Below are 22181 nucleotides of genomic sequence, written 5' to 3'. Positions count from 1 at the left end.
ATCTGATGTTTTAAAATTCCAGCTTCCTATGCTGGTTTGGAGGGGTTCGCATCTTCGCCATATCATGTTTTTCATCGAAGCAGGGGGTATCTTTAACGAGTTTTGAACCCTCTATGTGGGAATATCCACAGAAAAATATTTAGAGATTGAATATATTTAAATTTTTCTCTATTTCCTTTAAGAAGGAGGCTTTCTCGTTGAAAAAATTGCATGGTATTATCTATTAGCATTTTTTATGATTTTATTAATTTTTATTAATTTTTTATTCTAATATAAATACTTTTCAGTTTTTCTTTAATTGAAAAACTTATAACATTTAAAAATATTTATATAAAATTCGATGGTTTTTTTGAACTCTAAAAAGAAGAGGTGATACACTTGAGCGAAAGGATTGTTATATCGCCGACCAGCCGACAGGAAGGCCATGCAGAACTTGTCTTGGAAGTCGATGACGAAGGTATTGTGACAAAGGGGCGATACTTCAGTATTACCCCCGTGAGGGGTCTTGAAAAGATGCTACTCGGAAAGGCCCCAGAAACAGCACCAGTATTCACACAGAGAATTTGTGGAGTTTGCCCCATACCCCACACATTAGCATCAACTGAAGCCGTGGAAGACTCACTCGACATTGAACCCCCAAAAGCCGCTAAACTACTCCGAGAATTAACATTAGCCGCACACCACGTAAACAGCCACGCAATACACCACTTCCTCATAGCACAAGACTTCGTCCCAGAAAACCTCATGAAAACAGCAATAGAATCAGTATCAGAAATAAGGAAAAACGCCCAATACGTAGTAGACATGGTCGCAGGAGAAGGCATACACCCCTCAGACGTTAGAATAGGGGGAATGGCCGACAACATAACAGAACTCGCAAGAAAAAGATTATACGCAAGACTAAAACAACTCAAACCCAAATTAAACGAACACGTAGAACTCATAATAAGCCTAGTCGAAGAAAAAGGACTCCCAGAAGGACTAGGCGCACACAACCAACCAACACTGGCAACACACCAAATATATGGTGACAGGACAAAATTCGACCTAGACAGATTCACAGAAGTCATGCCAGAAAGCTGGTACGACGACCCAGAAATAGGAAAAAGAGCATGCTCAACAATACCCCTATACGATGGAAGAAGCGTAGAAGTAGGGCCAAGAGCAAGATTCGTAGAATTCCAAGGCTTCAAAGAAAGAGGAGTTGTAGCACAACACGTAGCCAGAGCACTCGAAATGAAAACCGCACTCTCAAGAGCCATAGACATATTAGATGAGCTTGACACATCAGCACCAGTAATGGCAGACTTCGACATAACCGGAACAGGAAAACTAGGAGTCGGTGCAATAGAAGCTCCAAGAGGACTAGACGTTCACCTAGCCCAAGTAGCCGATGGCAAAATACAATTCTACAGCGCCCTCGTCCCAACAACATGGAACATACCAACAATGGGACCAGCAACCGAAGGCTTCCATTACGAGTATGCACCACATGTCATACGGGCATATGACCCATGTCTATCATGTGCAACCCACGTGATGGTCATCGACGACGAAGAGAAAACTCCTATAAAAAGTGAAATGGTCAGGATCTAAACTATGCCATACGACGCTGAGATTCTAATAGTGGGCTGTGGAAACATCCTATTCAAGGATGACGGTTTCGGCCCTGCGGTAATCCAAGCCCTTGAAGAACACTTCAAAGACAAGAAAAAACCAGACAATGTCATGTTCATCGACGCAGGTACTGGCGGTCCACATTATGTGTTCTCACTTCCCCAAGAATCTTGGAGGAAGATAATAGTCGTGGACGTCGTGGAATTCAACGCAGAACCCGGAACTCTAAGGAAATTTAGTCTCGAAGAAATCCCAAAAGGATCCTATGAGAACATGCATTCATGGCCGGTTAACCAGCCCCTCCATGAACTCAGCGAAAAAATCGAAGTGGTGGTAATAGGGTGTAAACCAAAGGAAATATCCGCCCCTTATGTGGAAATGGGCCTCACACCCCCAGTAGAGAAGGCCATTCCCAAGGCTGTTAAGATGATTTTAAACGAAATTGGGGTTTACCAATGAGCTTAATTGCCCGTATTAAAAGATTTTTAGGATTGGAGGCTAAACCTGAAAAAGAGGAAAAAGTTGTTGAAGTTCCAAAAGAGGAGGTTGAGAAAGTGGCTGAAGAAGAAAAAGCAAAACCAAGAATAGGTTACATCCACCTAAGTGGGTGTACAGGAGATGCAATGTCGTTAACCGAAAATTACGACATCCTTGCAGATTTACTAACTGACATGGTAGAGATAGTTTATGGACATACCCTGGTGGATGTATGGGAAATGCCCGAGATGGATCTCGCCCTAGTGGAAGGATCCGTATGCTTGCAGGATGAACACAGCCTAAAAGAATTGAAGGAGGTAAGAGAGAAGGCCAAACTAGTATGTGCATTCGGCTCATGCGCTGCAACAGGCTGCTTCACAAGATATGCCAGAGGAGGCCAACAAGCACAACCAGCACACGAATCTTTCGTACCCATATCATCTATAATAGATGTTGACTTGGCCTTACCAGGATGCCCACCATCACCCGAGATTATAGCCAAGGCCGTTGTAGCGCTTCTAAACGATGACATGGACTACCTTAAACCCATGTTAGATCTTGCAGGCTATAACGAGGCTTGTGGATGCGACTTACAGACCAAGATAGTTAACCAGGGCCTCTGCATAGGATGCGGTACATGTGCCATGGCTTGCCAGACCCGAGCCCTTGAAATGATAAACGGAAGACCACAACTCAACAATGACCGTTGCATAAAATGTGGAATATGCTACATCCAATGCCCAAGGAGTTGGTGGCCAGAAGAACAGATAAGGAAGGAGTTAGGATTATAGGGAGGCTGTGAAGATGGTTTTAGGAAAATACAAAGAAGTATTTGCTGCCCGATCAACCGATAAAGAGATTTTGAAGATTGCGCAAGATGGGGGAATTGTAACAGGACTACTATCATATGCCCTTGACGAAAAGATAATTGAAGGTGCAGTGGTCGCTGGTCCAGGAGATGAATTCTGGAAACCAGAACCTATAGTTGCAATGACATCAGATGAGCTGAAAGCAGCTGCAGGCACCAAGTACACATTCTCTCCAAACGTTTGGATGCTTAAAAAGGCTGTTAGGCAATACGGTATAGAAAAATTAGGTACAGTGGGCATACCCTGCCAGTTAATGGGTATAAGGAAGATGCAAACATATCCATTCGGTGTCAGATTCCTCGCTGATAAGATAAAGTTACTCATTGGAATATTCTGCATGGAGAACTTCTCATACAGTTCACTGCAGACATTCATCTCAGAGAAAATGGGACTCAGCCTAGAACTAGTAGAGAAAATGGACATAGGTAAAGGAAAATTCTGGGTCTACACCCAGGATGATGTCTACACTCTACCACTTAAGGAAACCCATGGATATGAACAAGCCGGTTGCAAAGTATGCAATGATTATGTAGCCGAACTTGCCGATGTATCAACAGGATCTGTGGGCACTCCTGATGGATGGTCCACAGTATTCCTAAGAACGGATACCGGAGAGTCCATATTCAAGGATGCGCTTGAAGCAGGCTTATTCGAGACCAAACCTATAGAAGAGGTCAAACCTGGCTTAGGAATGCTTGAAAAGTTGGCGTCACAGAAAAAGGAAAAGGCAGAGAAGACTATTGCCGAGAGAAAGGAGATGGGGTTACCCACACCCTATTAATCCCCTTATTCTCTTTTTTTGAGAGCCTATATTTTTGGTAGTATCCTCATTATAGAGGGTAACACGGCTATTAAAAGTATTATGTAGATTATCCCTAAGATTATCCCTGCTATGGCTAGATATTTTCCGTTTAGCTCTTTTTCCCTGACTTCCTTGAGGGCTAGTATGCCGAATATTATCGCTAATATTGCCTTCTCTGCTCCAAAAAGCTGTATAAAAGCGCATATTCCAATAATTATACTTGCAATGGCAAAACTACTTCTCATATCAACTCACCTTTATAAGATTTTTCATAGCATTTTTAAATGCCTCGTACATTTCCTGGTTATATGCTATGAATAGTATCTTCCCTATTTCCTCAGGGAATTCTTTTACGGCTTCCATCATGGCTTGGGCTGCTTTGTCTTTTGGCACTCCACCAACACCCGTGCCCATACCAGGGAAGGCTATTGATGAAATTTTAAGTTCAGATGCCTTTTTTAAGGCTGCAAGTGTCGCTTTCTTTACTGCCTTTATGTTTGATGGTTGTGCAGGCTCTTCCATTGTTGGGGCGTGTATAACATACTTTGCCTTTAATCTCCCCGCGGTTGTTGCTATAGCCCCACCTATGGGTATGGGCGCCTTTGAAATCGCCTCTTTTTCTATATCAGCGCCGCCTTTCTCTTTTATTGATAATGCCACGCCTCCCCCCATTAGACCATAGGAATTGGCAGGGTTAACTATGGCATCAACTTCGATATTGGTAATGTCACCCTTTTTTACTTGGATTTTATTTTCTCTGCCCTGCAAGGCCCTTAACGCTCCCTCTTATCATTGTGTAATTTTCTTGGCCATTATTACTAGTCCAAAACCTCGATCACTATTTAAGAACAAATTGTCGAATTTGAAAAGATGTTTTAGTATGGGCGCGCTTATTTTTTTCATCCGCCTTGGTAGAACTGGTCTGGTTTGTGAGGTGTTGGTTTTATCCTCTTTTCCCGTCTTTTTTTGCATTTTTTCCTCAATTTTTAAATAGGTTCCTAGGAATAGTCTGATAAATGGGAAACCGTAACATAGTATCCTTGTCGGTTTTAGATTTGCTTTTTTCAATTTATTTTTGATTTCGTCCTTGGAGTATCTTCTAAGGTGGCCGGCTTGTTCGTCTCTTATGTTCCAAAGCTTTTCATTGTGGGGGACGCTGATTAATAAAAATCCATCATTTTTCATCCAAGAATTGATCAATTTTAATAACTTTAGATCTTCATGTAAATGTTCTAACATCTCAAAGCAGACTATAAGATTATATTTTTTCTCTGGTTTGAATTTTAATGCGTTTATATTATGTAATTTGACACTTGGATTATTTTCCATTTTCTCAATTTCGGGTCATTTGGATTGAATGTTTTGAAATATCAACAGCATCAACTTCATATCCTCTCTGAAGCAAATCCACTGTATAGTATCCATACCCACAACCTAAATCTAATGCTCTTTTACCATTCACATCATTTTCAATTTCATCTAAAAGATTGTCAATTAGACCTTTAAGATAGAGGCCTACTGGCCCTTCTAGGATCATAAAAATTCACCCCCCCAATGTGAAAAATTTTCTATATTTTTACTATTTTCTGTGAAAGTAGTATATAAAATTTTGGCGAGAAAAAGTCTTTATTCGGTTATAACTTGGCAGCTGTCCTTTTCAACGATTATTGTATGTTCTGCTTGTGATACCCATGCGCCACTCTTTTCTCGGAGTACATGGTATGGGTAGATCGCCCTTGACTGTATTAGTAGCCTCATAGAAGCGTTAAGTCTTTTGGGGTCGAAGTATTCTGTTAGCCACCTTTGGGCGAATGGTAAACTTTTGTATTCTTGTTTTATCTTTTTGAGAACATTCCTTGCATGGGCTAATCTGAGGGGTCTATCCCTTAAAAATCTGAAAATATATGTCTGGGGCATGTCGGTTACATATCCAATACCATCAGTTGCGAATGGTTCGATAGCGAGAACATCTCCTTCTTCGAGTTTATGTGTATTTTTCTCGTTGATATTAGGTACTGATAATCCTGAATGTAGTATCCATCTATCCATACTATGACCGGTGAGATTGGCTACTGGTTTGAAACCGAAATCATTTATGGTATCCTGGATGATCTTCCCTACTTTTTCGAGTTCTACACCGGCTTTTATTATGCTTATAGCATTTTCAAGAGCCCTCTGGGACGCCTCGATCATTTTCAGGTTTTTTTCAAAATTTTCATCATGGTCTCCTATGAGGATGCTTATGGCGGTATCGGCTATATAACCATCTACATGCGCACCCATATCTAATTTCACAAGATCCCCACTTCTAATCACAGTTTTGTCGTTGGCTGGGGGGGTGTAATGTGCTGTTATATCATTTATTGAAACATTACATGGGAATGCTGGTCTAGCCCCTTCTTTCCGGATATTATCTTCAACGAAATTTACGAGTTCTATAACTGGCAGATCTTCTTGCACGAACCTGGAAGCTTTCCTTCGGATCTTTGATAGTATCCGCCCAGCTTTCTTGTATTCTTCCTCCATGATGATCACATAATACTCATTATGGTCAATAGTGAAATTTTAATCTTATAAACCTATTTATATATCATCTGCTAAAAGAATATATGTGAGGGAGTGGTATGGCTACAAGTAGTGTTATAATACCCCAAAATTTAATGATCTTGATTTTGGCTTTCATAGCATTTGCAGCTATAGTTATAATTGCCATCCAATGGAGGAAGGTCAGGGAAGTGCAGAATAATGTTCTATTACTCGAGAAGGAGATAGAACTCAGAAAAATCTCACTCGTTGAAAAGGATCTTGAATCTAAACGTTTAATGGAGACGACAATACCCCTTCCAAAGGAGCAACAGGAGAAATTAGCGAAGATAAGGAAAGATACCAAGAATATAATGCAAAGAATAGGATATCTTCACAGTGAAATAAGTGAAAGATTAGCGAGACTAGAAGCCCAGACAGAATTCAGAAAACTCGAAGAAATGCTAAAAGACATAGAAAAAAAAGAAAAAGAAATGGATAAAATTTTAAAAAGGGTGAGGGATTAGTATGAGCGCATTAGAACTGTTAGCTATACTTATACTCGCAGGGGCTATAATAGTCTTATTATATTATTATCTCATAGAATCTGGCAATGTTAAGACACGCCTAAGATCCCGTGTTTATAATATGGGGGGAAAACTTACTGAAGAGGAAGGTGGACGCATGAGCGTAAGCGAAAAAGTATCCGATGTAAGCGACAGGATAATCCACAAAGTAAAGGAAGTGCCCATCAGCACAGATATAATATCAAGTAAAATTGACGCTTTCCTAGAAGAAAAAAGCGACGAACTAATAAAAGATTGGGAATTAGCCACAAAAGATGATATAAAAACATTACAAAGCAGATTAGACCTAGTATCACGTAATATAAGCGAATTAGAACAGAGATTCAATGAATATAGAGGTTATACTAATAAAAAACTCGAATCCTTGGACAAAAGACTTAAAAAATTAGAAGATAAAATAAAATAAACCACACACATCAAAATTCAAACTATCCTTACTTATAAAACCACCACAACTTGGCAGCACGCCAAAATACAAATTTAAATACCCTTACACTCCCCCCAAAATGCTAATAGATTCTCCATATATATAAGCAGTTAAAACCTTTCTGTGAATATAGAAAGTCAAAAAATCGAGGTTGTTCAACCCTACACCCACATGGGATTTCCACAAAATAAACTAAAAAACTTACCCATATCCCACAAGAAACTACTCCACCGCCCCAAAACAGATCCTCCCAGGCACGGTGGGGGCGAAAGATTTATATAAGGTTATGATATAATCTACTATTTAGCGGGGTGGGGTAGTCTGGTGATCCCGCGGGGCTCATAACCCCGAGATCCCTAGTTCAAATCTAGGCCCCGCTATTCAATACTATTCTTTGATGGAGTAAGCCGAAGGGCAGCTACCGGCCCCCCACCACACACTCATTGTGTGGGGGGCTGAGGAAACTCCCCCCATCATACAGTATCCACGGTGCCGCAAGGCATCAGCCGAGAGGCTGGGCTCTGGAGCAGAAACGACACGTCCCCCATTTGGATGATAATGAGACCCCAACCACTATAAAGGGGTTGATTGACAGTGGGGGGATCGGTGAAACGGCCAACCCGTGGGATGCAAGGGCAAATACTGCCTATGAGTACTGTACGAGGCAGAGGTAGCCCGCCTAGATAAATGCTGCCATGAACAGAAGGGGGGTTACTCTCGGCATGCTCCATTCAATATATTATAGCATCCTTCATCCTCTGGAACAGACCCTTTTCCTTTTTGATCTCATCACCACTAACCTTCGCAAATTCCCTTAAAAGTTCCTTTTGTCTCTTATTCAACTTTTGTGGTGTTACAACCCTCACTTTCACATATAAGTTGCCACGGCCTTCCCAGTTGATATGGGGCATCCCATAACCTTTTATGCGGAATGTAGTCCCGGTTTGGGTTCCTGGGGGTATTTTAAGTTTGACTGGTTTTTCCATGGTTGGGATTTCAACTATATCTCCTAGGGCTGCTTGGACGAAACTTATTGGTTTTTCAAAATAAAGGTTAGCCCCTTTCCTTTCGAATAATTTGTGTGGTTTTATTTTTATCGTCACGTAAAGGTCGCCTGGGGGCCTGCCCATTGGGCCCATTTCACCTTCTCCTGGAATCCTTAACTTTGAACCGTCCTCAACTCCAGGGGGTATCCTTATATGGATCGTGCTCGTCTTTTTAACCATTCCTGTACCTTTACAATTGTTACATGGTTTTTCAATGATTCTACCTTCCCCATTACAATCCGGACAGGTTTTTATGTTCATTATTTGGCCTAGGAGCGTTCTTTGCACTTGTCTTACCTGTCCTGTGCCGTTACAGGTGGTGCATGTCCTTGTGTTGCTGCCGGGTTCTGCCCTTGAACCATTACAAACAGGACACTTTCTTGTATGTGGGACTTTTATATCGGTTTCCAAGCCGTTGTATGCATCTTCTAGTGTTATTTCGAGCCTATAATTTATATCAGCCCCCTTTTGGGGGCTTCGTCTCCTGCCGAAGCCGAAGATGTCGAATATGTTGCTAAAATCGAAGTCTAAATCTTTGAATATGTCTTCAAAGTTTATGTTTCTGAATATGTCTTCTTGTGTGAACCCTTCCATCCCAGCGTGTCCGAATTGGTCGTATCTTCGCCTTTTCTCATCATCGGATAATACCGCGTAGGCTTCGCTGATTTCTTTAAACTTTTCAGCAGCATTGGGGTCATCGCTAACGTCCGGATGGTATTTCCTCGCCAGCCTCCTATAGGCTCTTTTTATATCTTTTTTACTGGCGTTTCTATCAACACCTAGTATCTCATAATAATCCTTTTTTGGCATAGGTTCACCAAAAAATTGGAGGGGATGGATTAATCTTTTACTTCGTAGTCTGCATCGATTGTATCATCTGAGTCCCCGCTTTCTTGTTGTACTTGTTGGTAGATTGTTGCGCCGATCTCTTGCACGGCCTTTGTGAGTTCTTCTGTCTTTGATTTTATCTTTGTTATGTCATCTCCTTTAAGTTCTTCTTTTAATTCTTCGATTAATTTTTTGATTTTCTCTTTCTTATCAGAGGGTATTTTCTCTGATAGTTCATTTAGGGTTTTTTCTGCTGTGTATATCATGGAGTCTGCATTGTTTCTGATTTCAACTTCTTTTTGTCTTTTACGGTCTTCTTCAGCATACTTTTTGGCTTCTTCAATCTTCTTTTTTATTTCTTCTTCTGATAGTTTATGTGGTGCTGTTATTTTCATGGCTTGTTCTTTTCCTGTTCCAAGGTCCTTTGCTGACACGTTTAGTATGCCGTTGGCGTCAATGTCGAATGTTACTTCTATTTGTGGCACTCCCCTTGGGGCGGGTGGTATGCCTACTAATTGGAATCTACCAAGGCTTATGTTATCCTTTGCCATTGGCCTTTCACCTTGTAATATGTGTATGTCTACTGCTGTTTGGTTGTCGGCTGCTGTTGTGAATATTTGGCTCTTTCGTGTGGGTATTGTTGTGTTTCTTTCGATTAATTTGGTGAATATACCCCCTTGTGTTTCGATGCCAAGGGATAATGGTGTCACGTCTAATAGTACAATATCTTTTATTTCACCTGCGAGTACTCCGCCTTGTATGGCCGCTCCCATTGCCACGCATTCCATTGGGTCGATTCCACGTTCAACTGGTTTGCCCATGAAGTCTTCGACGAATTTTTGGACGATTGGCATCCTTGTGGGCCCACCTACTAGTATTATTTTGTCGATGTCTTCTTTACCCATCTTAGCATCTTTTAGGGCTTGTTCCATTGGCCCTGCACATTTTCGGACGATTGGATCTACTAGTTCTTCTAGTTTTGCCCTTGTCAGCGTATGTATGAGGTGTTTGGGGCCGCTGGAGTCTGCTGTTATGTATGGTAGGTTTATTTCGGTTTGTACTGTTGATGATAGTTCTATTTTGGCTTTTTCGGCGGCTTCTCTCAGTCTTTGGACTGCATTGTCGTCTTCCATTATGTCTATTCCTGTTTCTTTTTTGAATTCTTCTGCTAGGTAGTTCATGATGGCGTTGTCCATGTCTGTTCCGCCGAGTTGTGTGTCTCCGCTTGTGGATTGTACTTCGAATACTCCTCCGCCGAATTCCATTATTGTTACGTCTAGTGTTCCTCCTCCGAAGTCGAATACCATTATGTCGAGTTCTTCGTCTTCTTTGTCTAATCCGTAGGCTAGGCTTGCGGCTGTTGGTTCGTTTACTAGTCTAACGACTTCTAATCCTGCTATCGTGCCGGCGTCTTTTGTTGCTGTTCTCTGGTTGTCGTTGAAATAGGCTGGGACAGTTATAACTGCTTTTTCCACTTTTTCTCCTAGGAATGCTTCTGCGTCCTTTTTTATTTTTTGTAGTATGAATGCTGATATTTCTTGTGGTGTGAATTCTTTGTCTTGGATTTTTATTTTCCTGTTGGTGCCCATGCTCCTTTTTATGGCTGTGATTGTGTTTTCTGGGTTTGTGATTGCTTGTCTTCTGGCTGGTTCTCCTACTAGCATTTGTCCGTCTTCTGTGAATGCGACAACACTTGGGAATGTTTTACCATATAGTGATGCGCCTTCTGCACTGGGTATTATGGTGGGTTTACCACCTATGAGTACTGCTGCGGCAGAGTTGCTTGTCCCAAGGTCTATTCCTATGATCTTTTCCTTTTTCGCCACTTAATCACCCCATTAATCCTTTTTACATACTTTTACGAGGGAGGGTTTTATTATCTTGTCTTTTAGCATGTAACCTCTTGATATTTCTTCGATTATTTCCCCGTTTTTGTATTTTTCGTGATTTTCTACTTGGATTGCTTCGTGTTTGAATGGGTCGAATTTTTCTCCTTTGGTGGGTATTCTTTGTAGGCCCTCTTTTTCTAGGATATTGTTGAATTTCCTGTAGATGAGATTCAGACCATCTTTGAAGTCTTTGGGGCTGTTACAGTTGGCAATGGCTCGTTCCATGTCCTCTAGCACGTCTACTAATTTTAGTATGAGTTTTTCATTGGCGTATTCTATTATCTGGGTTTCTTGTTTTTCTCTTTGTTTTTTATAGTTTTCGAAGTCAGCTTGTAATCTTTGCAAATGTGAAATGTATTCTTCTATTTCATCTTCCTTTTTTGATAACTCTTTTTTGAGTTCTTTTAATTTTTTTGTGCATTTTTCAAGTTCTTTTTCGGATTTTTCCTTTTTTGGTTTTGGCATTGAGTCACCCTATTAAAGTTACAAAAGGTTATAATTTTAGGTTCAAGAAAGTTATAGTTACAAAAGGTTATATAAATCTTTCGTCAAATGATTATAACAATGACAAGGATAAACAACATGGACATGGAAGCCTTACTAGATGTTATGGGATGCAGGACAAGACGCGAAATCATAAACCTATTAAGGGAAGAGCCAAGATTCGTAAGCCAAATATCAAAGGAGTTAAAGATAGGCCAGAAAGCCATAATAGAACATCTGAGAGCAATGGAAGAAGTAGGTATACTAGATTCCTTCTTTAAGAAAATAGAACGTGGAAGACCACGTAAATATTATAATATTTCTAATGACATCCACCTTAGCATCATAATAAACAAGAACACCTTCAAAATAGACCTTATAGAAGAAGATGAAGAATTTTTCACCAGTGAATGGTCAAGGCTCATGAAAATAGAAACAAGAATAAAAAAAGGTGATGAGGGGGCGGTGAAAGAATTAGAGAAGTTGATAAAAGTCTATGAATCACTCAAAAGGAAAGCAGAAAAGATCCTAGAAGAAAATCCGCTATAGTCGCATAGTGGCGATCACAGCTTGTCCAAGGGATACTGAACCATCACCTGCACACGAATTTTTATGTTGTATAAACCTATAACCCATATCCTCCACATAATCCTTGACCGTGAGACTTATGGCCTCATTATAGAACACACCCCCTGATCCACCGATTATATCTGTGCCAACATCCTCCGCAACCCTAACAGCTATCTCAGCCAAACCCCTTGAGAGAGATCTTTGAGCTGCTGCCGCTATATCCACTATTTTTTCACCCGCATTTTTAAGCTCCATCACTTTTAATAAAAGATCTGTTGTGTCAAGAACATACCTACCTTCGTACTTGTCCACCCTATAGGGTATATCAAGATAATTTGAGGACTTATAAGCGGCTGATTCAAGTTTCATCGCACACTCCCCCTCATATGTCCTCTTAGAACATATATGGAGTGCTGTTGCGATAGAATCCAGGATCCTCCCAGTACTTGTGGTTATACCAACATTAATATCCCTTTCCAATTGTCTTCTCACCAATTGTATCTCCTTCTCGCCATGGGGGAAATATTGCTTGTATTCATCCTTGAAAAGTTCTTCAAGATAATCAAGAGTATAATAACTTCCAAGGATTGAAAAAAGCATCCTAGCAGGATATATGGCGCATAAGTCTCCACCCGGCATTTTCTGGGGGGCTAAGCTCCCAAGTCTCTTATATTGATCATCAAAACAATAAAGTATTTCACCACCCCATGCCGTACCATCATCTCCATACCCTACACCATCAGCCGCGATGCATACAAATTCATCTACTCCAGAATCTACCGCAAGGGCGGCTGCATGGGCATGATGATGCTGAACCTTAAATAATCGGGCTGAATATTCTCTGCTTAACTCTTCCGCAAGTTTAGTCGTGAAAAATCTAGGATGCAAATCACAAGCTACCGCATCTACCTCCTCAATTCCAGTTATTTTCATAAGATGCCTAAGGGCATCTTCCAGAAACCTTGTAGTATCATATTTTGTAGTATTACCAATATATTGGGAAAGATAACATTCTCCATGGTTTAAAATAGCGAATGTCACATCTATCTCAGGCCCCAATGCTATAACATTAGAATCTGATGATAAATTTGAAAGGTCATAAGGTTCTGGTGTGTAGCCACGGGACCGGCGTATGAATGCCATGTCATCCCCTCTGAAGCGGACAACAGAATCGTCACATCGATTCACTATCTTCCTGTTATGGATTAAGAAATAGTCAGCTATGCCTTTAAGTCTTCCAAGTATTTCCTTGTTTCTAATTATCATGGGTTCTCCAGGCTTGTTAGCAGATGTCATCACATAAGCGGGCCTTTCAGCATATTTAAAGAGCATATGATGTATGCCTGAATAAGGGAGCATTATACCAATATTATGTAAACTTGGAGCAACTGATGGAGCTAGATAATATTGGTCACTTTTTTTTAACACGACAATCGGCCGTCTTCTTGACTTTAAAACTCTTTCCTCTGCACTTGATACTATCGCGAAGGTTTTTATTGTCTCGATGTCGGGTGACATGCAAGCAAAGGGCTGATATGGTCTTCCTAATCTTTCTCTTAACATTTTAACTGTTTCTTCGTTTGTAGCGTCACATACAAGGTGCGTGCCACCTATACCCTTCATGGCGACAATATAACCTTCATCTAATATCTTAGCAGCCTCTTTTAACGGATCATCGACAAGGATGGGTCTATCATCGTATAACGAGAGTTTTGGCCCGCATACTGGACAGCATGTTGCCTCCGCATGATATCTTCGATCTGATGGGTTATTGTATTCCCTTTGACATTCTTCACAGAGCGGGAACTCCTTCATACTTGTCCTTTCTCTGTCATAGGGTATTTCCTCGATTACGGTAAATCTTGGCCCACAATCTGTACATGCGGTGAATGGGTAAAGGTATCTTCGATCCTTTGGATTGTTCATGTCAGATAGGCATGCTTCACAAGTTGCAACATCAGCAGGTATTACAGATCTTCCTTTAAATTCTGAGGAACTCCCTTTGATTTCGAAATTTGTGAAACTTAGATGGTTTATTTCATCCCATTCAACTTCTATGTTAGATATTTTCGATATTGGGGGCTTTTTCAATTTCAGATCATTGATAAATTTTCTTATGATTTCTTTTTCCCCTTCAACGACTATTTCTACAATGTTTCCAAGATTCCTAACATAACCTTTAAGTTCGAGATCATTCGCTAACCTGTAGACCGTTGGCCTGAAACCTACGCCTTGTACTATCCCTTGGACGAAAATGTGGGCCCTGTACATTTCACACCTCACCGGTTACCTTTTAAAGTGTATATTGTAAACTTTATTATATTATCATATTGGGGGGTGGTCTTCATCGTAAGACCCATACTTAAAGATCTTAAGGATGGTAAGATTTCAATCGAGGAGGCTGAAAAGCTTATAAAGAGTCAGTTTTTGGATATTAGAGAAGTGGCTAGGTTCGATATTGGGAGAAAGTTAAGAACAGGATTTCCAGAAGCTATATTAGCATTGGGTAAAGATGATGATGATATTGTGCAGATTCTCTTGTCTTCTCCAACAGATCCTATGATCGTAACACGTCTCAGTCCTGAGAGATTTGAGAATATCAGGGAAGAGATAAGTTCGCTTGAAGAGAGGGGATTTTCAATCAAATATAATAAGAGAGCTCATATTCTTGTTGTGAAGAGGGATGATAAAATTTCTCTGGATTCTAAGGTGGGTATAATAACTGCTGGTACTGCGGATATACCAGTTGCAGAAGAAGCTAGGACTATCTTGGAGGAATATGGTTGTCAGGTTATCAGAGCCTATGATGTGGGTGTTGCTGGGATTCATAGGCTTGTACAACCTTTATATGATATGCTTGAAGACGATGTTAAGATTATAATTGTGGTGGCTGGGATGGAGGGCGCCCTACCATCAGTTGTTGCTGGTTTAGTGGATGTGCCCGTTATTGGAGTCCCAACTTCCATTGGATATGGTGTGGGTGAAGGTGGGTTCTCAGCCCTCTATTCAATGTTGCAATCCTGCACACCAGGTATCGGGGTTGTGAATATTGATAATGGTTTTGGAGCAGCGGCCCTGGCAATTAAAATTATAAGAGCATTTGAATGATTAGTGGGGTTTTCTCCTTTTTGAGAATTCATCGAGGATTTCATCAAATTTTATACCTTTATAGACGAGGAGTAAAAAAGTGTGAAATAGGAGGTCTACAGCCTCTTCTAGGACGTGTTCATCATTTTTTGATGCTATTATAAGTTCTGCTGCTTCCTCCCCAATCTTTTCAAGTATTTTATCCTCTCCGGTTTTGTTATCATCTTTCATTAGATTGGAGGTGTAAGAGTCTATTGGTTTGTCTCTGCGTGTTTCGAGGACCATGTAGATTTCCCTTAATATATCATTTTTCATCTTTTTTTCCTCGATTTTGCTTTTTTCATACTGGTTGTGATGGCTATAAGAGGATGTTGGGCGTCATCGATTATTTCAATATCGTCTAGGGTGTATATCTTGTTAATATCTGCGGTTTTTTCCATTCCAAGTTTAAGATCTTTTTTCATGTCTATTACATAGGAGTCTATTTCTTTATAGCCTAGTTTATATGATGCCACGGCTCTATGGTGCCCATCAACCAAGATGTAACGGTCTCCTGTTTTAACGACTATTGTGGGTTCTGCAAGTCCCTTTCTGATCTCGTATATTCTTCCTTCGAGTTCATCAGCGTATATTTTACTCTGTGTGGGTCTGAGCTTTGATATCGGTATTTTCATCCGCTTAACTTCTGGTTTAACATTATATAGCTGTTCTAGCGTCTTTTTAAAATAATTGACTTTCATTGGTGTTGATCTTTCAATATGTGAACGCACTATGTCAGTGTTGGTGATTATACCCACGAGCTTTCCGTTCTTGTCAATAACTGGGAGGCGTGATATTCCCATTCTGAACATTACTCTAGCGGCATCATTTAATGACATGTCCTGGTCTGCCACCACAACATCGGTGGACATTATCTCCTTGACAGTTTTTACCCAAGGTTTTATTAGAAGGTCGAATGCGGTTATGATACCGATAACACTATCATTATCTCTCACCGGGAACCCATCATGTCCTGTTTCTTTCATTAACCTGATTATCTCAGCAGTTGAAGTGTCAGGAGTTACTGAGATAACTTCTCTCGTCATGTAATCTTTTACTAGTGCTTTCTTGGCCATTTTACCCCTTTTCACCTTTTTTCCATATTAATTTTTCCCCGCATTCTATTTTCACTATCCTATGATATGGTATGGCTGTTCCTTTTTTAAGGATCAGGAACCCTTTTTCAAGTTTCTTTATATCCGTGCCTTTAATAGTTTTCAAATTTTTATGGGCTCCTCTGTGAAGGTAACTTATCTTACATTTTCTGATATCGCCCTTTGGGTGCCATATCATCAGATCAATGACTTTCCTAGCCATTGCATGTAGGCTCCTCTCAAATTCTTTCTTTTATGAGTTGGAGTGTCTTTGTGGGGTCAGCTTTTCCCTGGGTTAATCGCATTACTTGTCCAACGAGGAAGTTGATCGCAGCTTCCTTACCATCATGATAGTCCTTAACGGCTTGTGGATTCTCTTTTATGGCTTTTTCAACGGCTTTTATAATATCTGATTCGTCTATTATCCCGATTAATCCGAGTTCTTCTGCTATTTTACGGGGGTTCTTTCTTGTGTGCGGCATTTTTTCTATTATCCTCTGACCTGCCTTTACTGTGATTTCCTTGTTTTTTATCATTTTGAGTAATTCTATGAGGTTTTGGGCTGTTATTTTACTTTCTTTGAAGCTCATCTTATTATAGTAGAGTACTCTTTTTACTTCATCCCTCATCCAAAGGGCTGCGAATTCTGGGTCTATCTCCTTGGCCACTTCCTCGAATGCGTCTGCTAGTTCTATTTCTGATGTGAGGACCCTGGCGTGTTCTTCTTCTAGGTTGTATTCTCTCATGAAACGTTTAACTTTTATATGTGGGGGTTCTGGGATTGTTTCTTTTATTTTTTTCAATAGTTTTTCTTGGAATTTCATGGGTGGAAGGTCAGGGTCTGGTATGTAACGGTAATCTTCTGCTTCTTCTTTGAGTCTCATGGGGACTGTGATCATCTGAGATTCTAGGAATGCTCTCGTTTCCTGTTTAACTTCGACTCCCCTCTTTAGGAGGTTTTTTTGTCTTATCATCTCAAATTTCAGGGCTTTGTATGCTCCTTTGATGGAATTTATGTTTTTTATTTCAACGCGTTTACCCCCTTCTAGGGATATGTTTACGTCGGCTCTCATGGTACCTTCGCCCCTTGCACATTTACTATACTCTAGTACTCTTATTAGTTCTTTGAGGAAGTTTCTAGCTTCTTCTGGCGATTTTATGTCTGGTTCTGTTACTATTTCGATGAGTGGTATCCCTGAACGGTTGAAGTCCACTACTCCTAGGTCTGGTTTGTATTGTCCTGGGTCTTCTTCGAGGTGCACTTCTCTTATCCTGACATTGTTTAATTCACCGTTGTAACCTATGGGGACTGAAGTGCGCTGGTAGCCTGATGGGAGGTCTGGGTAGTCATAGTGTTTACGTAGGAAGTATGTTGTCTCTGGGTTTATTTTACAGTCTAACATGAGGGCGATTTTAATAGCCCCTTCGATTGCCTTTTCATTTGGTGGATATGGTTTAGCCCCTGGCTGGTTTAAGCATACTGGGCAAATGTTTTCATTTGCTGATACTTCCTGGTAATTTGTTGGACAATCACAGAACAGTTTGGATTCTGTTTCGAGTTGAACGTGAATTTCGAGGCCGCATTTCATCTTAATGGTTATTCCCCCATTTTATCAATGTAAGGATCATTGGGTTAGTGTATATGATTTTTTTAGGCACATATCAATATATCTTTTTATAAAGGGTTTTAATTTTTCATCTGCTTCCCCTTTAAGGAGCTTTTGATGGTCTGTGAACGTGCCTTTAAGTTTTCTCCCACTCCATTTCACTTCTTCTTCAACCCTTTTACCGTATCTTGTCCCGAACATTTTAAATAATGGGAATTTTGTAAGTCCATTAGCTCCTGCGAGTATTAATGGTCCTATGTTGGCTAGGTTGTCAATCCAGGTGCCTGTGATGATTTTAATTTTTGGAAATTTTATTCTTGTGGCGGCGACTATACCGGCATAATACAATGATGGTGGTTGTGGTGTGTCCTCGAATATTGTGCCCTTGTGTGGGTTGAGTGAATAGAATATTATTCGGTCCAATTTTAGGTTATCTATGAGCTTGAAAAGATGTTCCAAATCTTCGATGGTTTCTCCAACGCCAAGTATTATCGTGATGGCCTTTTTAAATCCTAGTTCTTCTGCCAGTTCTAGCATTTCCACTATTTGGTTTATAGGTTTGCTTGGACATAACTTTTCCTGTAATCTGGGGTTGGCTGTTTCTATAGCCCCTGTTATACCTTCAATTTCGTCTCCATATTCTTCTAGGTCTTTTGTTATGCCTATGTTGAGCCAAACTGGGGATCCTGTTATATCTTTTATTGATTTAGCAATGTGTTTTATCTCAGTGGTTGTGAATGATTTGTAGCCTCCTGAGAGGAATTCGATGTTCCATCCTATGCGCTTGCATATTTCTGCCTCGGCGAGTATCGCATTAACATTTCTTCTTGCTTTCTTGGGGTCTTTTATAAGGGGCTTTTGAGTGCTCATATAACAGAATGCGCAGTCCCCCATCTCACACCACCAAGAGAGGAATATAGCCCTTTCAAGGGTTATAATATCCCCATGTTCGCTAAGGGTGATCTTATTAGCCTTTTCGAACAATTTAAGTATTCTTTGATCTTTTAAGCATCTGATAACGTCCATGTTAGATTTTCACCTCAAAAAATATATTTTATAATCTTAGACTATAATATTGATATTAAAAGTTTATTGGGATGATTCTTTATGGTTTATTGTCCATATTGTGGTGAAAAAAACAAGGATAATGCCACCTTCTGTAAAAAATGTGGTAAACGATTACCAGAAATCGAAAATAAGCCTACAAGTCACCATTTACCAGGAGAATCCATTCATCCCATGGGGGAGACAGTTAAAAGTTCCTTTGAATGGGATGTGGCCATAATAGCAGCTTTAATATTCCTAATATCATATAAGATTTTAGGGATAATATCACCCCCAATAGCCCCATGGTTAGCAGCGGCATTTTCAATATTATACTTGTTATCAGCCACCAAGAAAAAAGCATCGATTCCCCTACTGATAATCATAACATTACTCATAGCCGTTAATATAAAAGCATTCATAGGCCTATAGAAAACCACCACCATAATATTAAACTTTGCACTGTGGACCCCCAATACTTTACCAAAAATTTTATATATCATAATATTAAAACTAATCCTACGCTGGGATATAACTCTCATTAGGTGAGCATATATTTTTAGTGGCCCGATATGATTAAAAGATTTTGATCTGCCGCCGTAGCTCAGTAGGTAGAGCGTTCGGCTGTTAACCGAATGGTCACAGGTTCGAGTCCTGTCGGCGGCGTCACGGGCCCATAGCTTAGCCAGGTAGAGCGCCCGGCTCATAACCGGGCGGTCATGGGTTCGAATCCCATTGGGCCCATCCATGCTCCGGTAGTGTAGTCCGGCCAATCATTTCGGCCTTTCGAGCCGAAGACTCGGGTTCAAATCCCGGCCGGAGCATCAAAAACCCATTAATTGTTTCATCTTTTTCCTCTTTTAGGATTGCGGGGGTGCCCGAGCTGGCCAAAGGGGACAGGCTTAGGACCTGTTGGCGTAGGCCTACCAGGGTTCGAATCCCTGCCCCCGCACTGTTAAAGAAGGAGGTGAATAGAGCCGGGGTGGGGTAGTTGGTTATCCTTCGGGACTGTGGATCCCGCGACTCGGGTTCAAATCTCGGCCCCGGCCCCATTTTCATCATATCATTTGTTCATAGTGGATTTTTTGGGGTTTTAGATGGCGAGAAAAGGTTATAAAGAAGAGATAGATCTTGTTAAGATATTATGGGATAACAATTTTGCCGCTATAAGAGCACCAGCTTCTGGGGGGGCGACTAAAAAACCATTGCCTGATGTAATAGCGGGTAATGGGGACAGATACCTTGCAATCGAAGTTAAAACGACATCCAAGGACAAGATTTATATATCATCTAATAGGGTTGAAGGTTTGCGTAAATTCTCGAGAATATTCGGAGCCGAACCATACATTGGAATCAAATTCAAATATAAAAAATGGTTTTTCCTACCATTAGATGACCTTGAAAAGACAAAAAAGAGTTATAAGATAGACCTTAAACTTGCACTCAGTAAAGGATTAGACATCTATGAGGTTATTGGTAAAGAAAAACAAATCAAATTTAAATAATCCCCTTCTTTGATGAGTAGAACCCCCCGCCTAGGGGGTGGGCGAAAAATATTTATAAGATTACCAATGATAGTATGAATTGCCCCAAGTTGAAAGCAGCTGATAGGAGGATCCTAGCCAAGGTAGCCTAGTCTGGTGAGGCGGTGGACTGCAGATCCACTATACGTGAGTTCAAATCTCACCCTTGGCTTCCAAAAAAATTTTCCTTATATTATATGGGGGTCATGGTGTAACCAGGCTATCATCTAGGACTCCAGTTGTCTTTGAAGAAAGCGCGCTCCTGACACTTTAGATGATGAACAACTGGAGTGCTGAGGCAAGAGAAATCCTAGGATCTGGGTTCAAATCCCAGTGACCCCATCATTAATTCATCCTTTTTTAGGGTTGATTACTTTGATCCAGAGGATAAAGGATATTATTTTTATCGAAGGTTCAGTCTATGATTGTAACAGTTACATCCTCGATGATACTATAATTGACACAGGAACAGGACTCAATAACCATCTATTATCAGCTTTAAAAAAAGTTAATATCAGCCCAGCTGATATAAGACTAGTTATGAATACGCACTGCCATTTCGATCATTCAGGAGGCAACAGGCTATTCCCAAATGCTGATATAGCCATACATAGAATGGATGCCCCCCCACTCGAAGAAGGCGATAGTATAGCCACAGCAGCATACTTATTCGGAGCTTCAATCGAACCAATGAAAGTGGACTTGAAATTCGAGGAAGGAGACAATATAGGGGACTTTGAAATTATACATACGCCGGGTCACACTAGGGGTAGTATATGCCTTTATGATGGGGAAACTCTCATCTCGGGTGACACTATATTTGCATATGGTGGTTTTGGCAGGCTTGACATTGGTGGGAGCATCAAGGAAATGAAAAAGTCCCTCAAAAAGCTCATAAAATTAGATGTCAAGTACCTTCTCCCAGGACACGGACCCTGGGTGGAGGATGGGAACAGACACCTAGAACTAGCATATAATATACTATTTTAGCCTGCGAAGAGATTAGTAACCTTCTGGACCGCGTCCATCTTCACGAGGACAGATATCTTAGTATCTTCTTCTAATATCATGTCTGGTTGGGGTATTTTAATCTCACCATTGGTATGAATTGCGATTATTATATACTCTTCTGTGGGTGAGATATCCCCTATCCTCTTACCGACTACCTCATGGTTTTTCACGGTCATGTCAAGGATCTCAGCATCTCCATGACCGAGAACTATAAGATCGGCCACCTTAGGCCTGGTTATGAGTTTTTCAAGGTATCCTGCCGCGGTCCTCTCAGGGCTTATAACATATTGTATGCCTACCTTGTGGAATGCGTCCTCATGATCTGGGTTACTAACCCTTGCGATGATCTTGGGGACATGATACTCCCTTGCAAGTATGCAACTTAAGAGGTTAGCCTCATCATTTCCTGTGGCCGCGACAAAAACATCAGCATCCTTTATGTTGGCCTCTTCGAGGGTTTTTGTATCTGTACCGTTACCGCAGATTACGAGGGCGTCAAGTTCAACAGCGGCATCGGCACATAATGATTCGTCGCTTTCTATGAGCGTTACATCATGTCCATCCGATATTAAGAGACTTGCCAAGGTTAGTCCTACTCTTCCACCACCCATTATAACAACATACATATCTACACCTGAGAAGTAAATTTCCATTTCAA

At 40.7% G+C, this 22181-nt stretch carries 26 protein-coding genes, 8 tRNA genes and 1 other RNA gene; 20 read left to right on the top strand and 15 right to left on the bottom strand.

Features of this window, described 5'->3' with window-relative positions; genetic code table 11:
• Window positions 1-378: 378 nt before the first annotated feature.
• The 4 genes from frhA to frhB are packed head-to-tail and all read left to right on the top strand — an operon-like array spanning window position 379 to window position 3744.
• Window positions 379-1596: a coenzyme F420 hydrogenase subunit alpha gene (gene frhA / locus DPC56_RS02500; protein WP_112093483.1), complete on the top strand. Its 1218-nt coding sequence runs from the start codon at window positions 379-381 to the stop codon at window positions 1594-1596.
• Window positions 1597-1599: 3 nt separating this feature from the next.
• On the top strand, window positions 1600-2076 hold the full coding sequence (frhD, locus tag DPC56_RS02495) for a coenzyme F420-reducing hydrogenase, FrhD protein (protein WP_112093482.1): 477 nt from the start codon (window positions 1600-1602) through the stop codon (window positions 2074-2076).
• Complete coding sequence (frhG, locus tag DPC56_RS02490; protein ID WP_112093481.1) at window positions 2073-2885, top strand: coenzyme F420 hydrogenase subunit gamma; 813 nt, start codon at window positions 2073-2075, stop codon at window positions 2883-2885. The genes frhD and frhG overlap by 4 nt, the downstream gene beginning before the upstream one ends.
• Window positions 2886-2898: 13 nt before the next feature.
• A complete protein-coding gene (gene frhB / locus DPC56_RS02485; RefSeq protein ID WP_112093480.1) occupies window positions 2899-3744 on the top strand; it encodes a coenzyme F420 hydrogenase subunit beta in 846 nt (281 codons plus the stop codon).
• A 26-nt stretch (window positions 3745-3770) separates the two neighbouring features.
• Here the strand turns inward: frhB and DPC56_RS02480 are convergent, their stop codons facing one another.
• The 5 genes from DPC56_RS02480 to map all read right to left on the bottom strand — a co-directional run bounded on the left by DPC56_RS02480 (window position 3771) and on the right by map (window position 6291).
• Window positions 3771-4010: a DUF4190 domain-containing protein gene (locus DPC56_RS02480; protein ID WP_112093479.1), complete on the bottom strand. Its 240-nt coding sequence runs from the start codon at window positions 4008-4010 to the stop codon at window positions 3771-3773.
• A gap of 1 nt (window position 4011) precedes the next feature.
• Window positions 4012-4533 (bottom strand): macro domain-containing protein, encoded by a 522-nt coding sequence (locus DPC56_RS02475; protein WP_112093478.1) that lies wholly within the window; start codon window positions 4531-4533, stop codon window positions 4012-4014.
• Window positions 4534-4554: 21 nt separating this feature from the next.
• Window positions 4555-5094: a methyltransferase domain-containing protein gene (locus DPC56_RS02470; protein ID WP_112093477.1), complete on the bottom strand. Its 540-nt coding sequence runs from the start codon at window positions 5092-5094 to the stop codon at window positions 4555-4557.
• Between the two features lie 4 nt (window positions 5095-5098).
• Complete coding sequence (locus DPC56_RS08455) at window positions 5099-5302, bottom strand: class I SAM-dependent methyltransferase (RefSeq protein ID WP_112093476.1); 204 nt, start codon at window positions 5300-5302, stop codon at window positions 5099-5101.
• A gap of 89 nt (window positions 5303-5391) precedes the next feature.
• Entirely contained in the window at window positions 5392-6291 is a 900-nt protein-coding gene (gene map / locus DPC56_RS02460; protein WP_112093475.1) for a type II methionyl aminopeptidase, read from the bottom strand.
• Between the two features lie 98 nt (window positions 6292-6389).
• On the opposite strand from map, the gene DPC56_RS02455 reads away from it, so the two are divergent.
• The 4 genes from DPC56_RS02455 to rnpB all read left to right on the top strand — a co-directional run bounded on the left by DPC56_RS02455 (window position 6390) and on the right by rnpB (window position 8028).
• Entirely contained in the window at window positions 6390-6815 is a 426-nt protein-coding gene (locus DPC56_RS02455) for a hypothetical protein (protein WP_112093474.1), read from the top strand.
• 1 nt (window position 6816) lies between these two features.
• A complete protein-coding gene (locus tag DPC56_RS02450; RefSeq protein ID WP_112093473.1) occupies window positions 6817-7281 on the top strand; it encodes a hypothetical protein in 465 nt (154 codons plus the stop codon).
• Between the two features lie 326 nt (window positions 7282-7607).
• Window positions 7608-7682 (top strand) — tRNA-Met (locus DPC56_RS02445).
• A gap of 22 nt (window positions 7683-7704) precedes the next feature.
• An RNA gene (gene rnpB / locus DPC56_RS02440) (RNase P RNA component) lies at window positions 7705-8028 on the top strand.
• Between the two features lie 5 nt (window positions 8029-8033).
• Here the strand turns inward: rnpB and dnaJ are convergent.
• The 3 genes from dnaJ to DPC56_RS02425 are packed head-to-tail and all read right to left on the bottom strand — an operon-like array spanning window position 8034 to window position 11530.
• The gene (dnaJ, locus tag DPC56_RS02435; RefSeq protein WP_112093472.1) at window positions 8034-9158 is read right to left on the bottom strand and encodes a molecular chaperone DnaJ; all 1125 of its coding nucleotides are present in this window, start codon (window positions 9156-9158) and stop codon (window positions 8034-8036) included.
• A 29-nt stretch (window positions 9159-9187) separates the two neighbouring features.
• The gene (gene dnaK / locus DPC56_RS02430; protein WP_112093471.1) at window positions 9188-11002 is read right to left on the bottom strand and encodes a molecular chaperone DnaK; all 1815 of its coding nucleotides are present in this window, start codon (window positions 11000-11002) and stop codon (window positions 9188-9190) included.
• A 12-nt stretch (window positions 11003-11014) separates the two neighbouring features.
• Entirely contained in the window at window positions 11015-11530 is a 516-nt protein-coding gene (locus DPC56_RS02425) for a nucleotide exchange factor GrpE (protein WP_112093470.1), read from the bottom strand.
• A 99-nt stretch (window positions 11531-11629) separates the two neighbouring features.
• Between DPC56_RS02425 and DPC56_RS02420 the strand changes: the two genes are divergently transcribed.
• Window positions 11630-12097 carry an ArsR/SmtB family transcription factor gene (locus DPC56_RS02420; protein WP_245923838.1) on the top strand — a complete coding sequence of 156 codons (468 nt, stop codon included), beginning with the start codon at window positions 11630-11632 and terminating at the stop codon, window positions 12095-12097.
• Here the strand turns inward: DPC56_RS02420 and hypF are convergent.
• Window positions 12092-14389, bottom strand: a complete 2298-nt coding sequence (gene hypF / locus DPC56_RS02415) for a carbamoyltransferase HypF (RefSeq protein WP_112093469.1) — start codon at window positions 14387-14389, stop codon at window positions 12092-12094. The genes DPC56_RS02420 and hypF overlap by 6 nt on opposite strands.
• 75 nt (window positions 14390-14464) lie before the next feature.
• On the opposite strand from hypF, the gene larB reads away from it, so the two are divergent.
• Window positions 14465-15226: a nickel pincer cofactor biosynthesis protein LarB gene (larB, locus tag DPC56_RS02410; protein ID WP_112093538.1), complete on the top strand. Its 762-nt coding sequence runs from the start codon at window positions 14465-14467 to the stop codon at window positions 15224-15226.
• Here larB and hisE read toward each other — a convergent pair whose 3' ends face one another.
• The 5 genes from hisE to DPC56_RS02385 are packed head-to-tail and all read right to left on the bottom strand — an operon-like array spanning window position 15227 to window position 18971.
• Entirely contained in the window at window positions 15227-15520 is a 294-nt protein-coding gene (gene hisE / locus DPC56_RS02405; RefSeq protein ID WP_112093468.1) for a phosphoribosyl-ATP diphosphatase, read from the bottom strand.
• Complete coding sequence (locus DPC56_RS02400; protein WP_112093467.1) at window positions 15517-16320, bottom strand: CBS domain-containing ParB/RepB/Spo0J family partition protein; 804 nt, start codon at window positions 16318-16320, stop codon at window positions 15517-15519. Before DPC56_RS02400 ends, hisE begins: the two co-directional genes overlap by 4 nt.
• Before the next feature lies 1 nt (window position 16321).
• Complete coding sequence (locus DPC56_RS02395) at window positions 16322-16561, bottom strand: DUF504 domain-containing protein (protein ID WP_112093466.1); 240 nt, start codon at window positions 16559-16561, stop codon at window positions 16322-16324.
• A 16-nt stretch (window positions 16562-16577) separates the two neighbouring features.
• Window positions 16578-17927, bottom strand: coding sequence for an Asp-tRNA(Asn)/Glu-tRNA(Gln) amidotransferase subunit GatB (gatB, locus tag DPC56_RS02390; RefSeq protein WP_112093465.1), 1350 nt, complete (start codon window positions 17925-17927; stop codon window positions 16578-16580).
• 36 nt (window positions 17928-17963) lie between these two features.
• Window positions 17964-18971: a radical SAM protein gene (locus DPC56_RS02385; RefSeq protein ID WP_112093464.1), complete on the bottom strand. Its 1008-nt coding sequence runs from the start codon at window positions 18969-18971 to the stop codon at window positions 17964-17966.
• Between the two features lie 81 nt (window positions 18972-19052).
• Here DPC56_RS02385 and DPC56_RS02380 point away from each other — a divergent pair, with 81 nt between their 5' ends.
• The 10 genes from DPC56_RS02380 (at window position 19053) to DPC56_RS02340 (ending at window position 21502) form a co-directional block, all read left to right on the top strand.
• A complete protein-coding gene (locus DPC56_RS02380; protein ID WP_112093463.1) occupies window positions 19053-19421 on the top strand; it encodes a zinc ribbon domain-containing protein in 369 nt (122 codons plus the stop codon).
• 161 nt (window positions 19422-19582) lie between these two features.
• Window positions 19583-19655: transfer RNA gene (locus DPC56_RS02375), tRNA-Asn, on the top strand.
• 4 nt (window positions 19656-19659) lie between these two features.
• A tRNA-Ile gene (locus tag DPC56_RS02370) sits at window positions 19660-19733 on the top strand.
• Between the two features lie 5 nt (window positions 19734-19738).
• Window positions 19739-19813, top strand: a tRNA-Glu gene (locus DPC56_RS02365).
• A gap of 44 nt (window positions 19814-19857) precedes the next feature.
• A tRNA-Leu gene (locus tag DPC56_RS02360) sits at window positions 19858-19941 on the top strand.
• A gap of 24 nt (window positions 19942-19965) precedes the next feature.
• Window positions 19966-20041, top strand: a tRNA-His gene (locus DPC56_RS02355).
• 45 nt (window positions 20042-20086) lie between these two features.
• The gene (gene hjc / locus DPC56_RS02350; RefSeq protein ID WP_112093462.1) at window positions 20087-20494 is read left to right on the top strand and encodes a Holliday junction resolvase Hjc; all 408 of its coding nucleotides are present in this window, start codon (window positions 20087-20089) and stop codon (window positions 20492-20494) included.
• A 116-nt stretch (window positions 20495-20610) separates the two neighbouring features.
• A tRNA-Cys gene (locus tag DPC56_RS02345) sits at window positions 20611-20684 on the top strand.
• A gap of 28 nt (window positions 20685-20712) precedes the next feature.
• Window positions 20713-20854: transfer RNA gene (locus tag DPC56_RS08160), tRNA-Trp, on the top strand.
• Between the two features lie 36 nt (window positions 20855-20890).
• Window positions 20891-21502, top strand: a complete 612-nt coding sequence (locus DPC56_RS02340; protein WP_112093537.1) for an MBL fold metallo-hydrolase — start codon at window positions 20891-20893, stop codon at window positions 21500-21502.
• On the opposite strand, the gene DPC56_RS02335 is transcribed toward DPC56_RS02340, so the two are convergent.
• On the bottom strand, window positions 21499-22149 hold the full coding sequence (locus DPC56_RS02335; RefSeq protein WP_112093461.1) for a potassium channel family protein: 651 nt from the start codon (window positions 22147-22149) through the stop codon (window positions 21499-21501). The two genes, DPC56_RS02340 and DPC56_RS02335, sit on opposite strands and share 4 nt — an antisense overlap.
• Between the last annotated feature and the right edge of the window lie 32 nt (window positions 22150-22181).

Origin of the sequence: Methanothermobacter tenebrarum, from assembly GCF_003264935.1 — an archaeon.
Taxonomy (GTDB): domain Archaea; phylum Methanobacteriota; class Methanobacteria; order Methanobacteriales; family DSM-23052; genus Methanothermobacter_A; species Methanothermobacter_A tenebrarum_A.
The sequence above is the reverse complement of the archived record's forward strand: the minus strand, read 5'-3'. Positions and strand labels throughout refer to the sequence as shown.

Bases quoted from the DNA above. Each gene is read 5' to 3' on its own strand.
- frhD (WP_112093482.1), top strand. From the start codon at position 1,600: ATGCCATACGACGCTGAGATTCTAATAGTGGGCTGTGGAAACATCCTA.
- frhG (WP_112093481.1), top strand. From the start codon at position 2,073: ATGAGCTTAATTGCCCGTATTAAAAGATTTTTAGGATTGGAGGCTAAA.
- frhB (WP_112093480.1), top strand. From the start codon at position 2,899: ATGGTTTTAGGAAAATACAAAGAAGTATTTGCTGCCCGATCAACCGAT.
- DPC56_RS02480 (WP_112093479.1), bottom strand. From the start codon at position 4,010: ATGAGAAGTAGTTTTGCCATTGCAAGTATAATTATTGGAATATGCGCT.
- DPC56_RS02470 (WP_112093477.1), bottom strand. From the start codon at position 5,094: ATGGAAAATAATCCAAGTGTCAAATTACATAATATAAACGCATTAAAA.
- DPC56_RS08455 (WP_112093476.1), bottom strand. From the start codon at position 5,302: ATGATCCTAGAAGGGCCAGTAGGCCTCTATCTTAAAGGTCTAATTGAC.
- map (WP_112093475.1), bottom strand. From the start codon at position 6,291: ATGGAGGAAGAATACAAGAAAGCTGGGCGGATACTATCAAAGATCCGA.
- DPC56_RS02455 (WP_112093474.1), top strand. From the start codon at position 6,390: ATGGCTACAAGTAGTGTTATAATACCCCAAAATTTAATGATCTTGATT.
- DPC56_RS02450 (WP_112093473.1), top strand. From the start codon at position 6,817: ATGAGCGCATTAGAACTGTTAGCTATACTTATACTCGCAGGGGCTATA.
- dnaJ (WP_112093472.1), bottom strand. From the start codon at position 9,158: ATGCCAAAAAAGGATTATTATGAGATACTAGGTGTTGATAGAAACGCC.
- DPC56_RS02425 (WP_112093470.1), bottom strand. From the start codon at position 11,530: ATGCCAAAACCAAAAAAGGAAAAATCCGAAAAAGAACTTGAAAAATGC.
- DPC56_RS02420 (WP_245923838.1), top strand. From the start codon at position 11,630: ATGACAAGGATAAACAACATGGACATGGAAGCCTTACTAGATGTTATG.
- hypF (WP_112093469.1), bottom strand. From the start codon at position 14,389: ATGTACAGGGCCCACATTTTCGTCCAAGGGATAGTACAAGGCGTAGGT.
- hisE (WP_112093468.1), bottom strand. From the start codon at position 15,520: ATGAAAAATGATATATTAAGGGAAATCTACATGGTCCTCGAAACACGC.
- DPC56_RS02400 (WP_112093467.1), bottom strand. From the start codon at position 16,320: ATGGCCAAGAAAGCACTAGTAAAAGATTACATGACGAGAGAAGTTATC.
- DPC56_RS02395 (WP_112093466.1), bottom strand. From the start codon at position 16,561: ATGGCTAGGAAAGTCATTGATCTGATGATATGGCACCCAAAGGGCGAT.
- gatB (WP_112093465.1), bottom strand. From the start codon at position 17,927: ATGAAATGCGGCCTCGAAATTCACGTTCAACTCGAAACAGAATCCAAA.
- DPC56_RS02385 (WP_112093464.1), bottom strand. From the start codon at position 18,971: ATGGACGTTATCAGATGCTTAAAAGATCAAAGAATACTTAAATTGTTC.
- DPC56_RS02380 (WP_112093463.1), top strand. From the start codon at position 19,053: ATGGTTTATTGTCCATATTGTGGTGAAAAAAACAAGGATAATGCCACC.
- hjc (WP_112093462.1), top strand. From the start codon at position 20,087: ATGGCGAGAAAAGGTTATAAAGAAGAGATAGATCTTGTTAAGATATTA.
- DPC56_RS02335 (WP_112093461.1), bottom strand. From the start codon at position 22,149: ATGTATGTTGTTATAATGGGTGGTGGAAGAGTAGGACTAACCTTGGCA.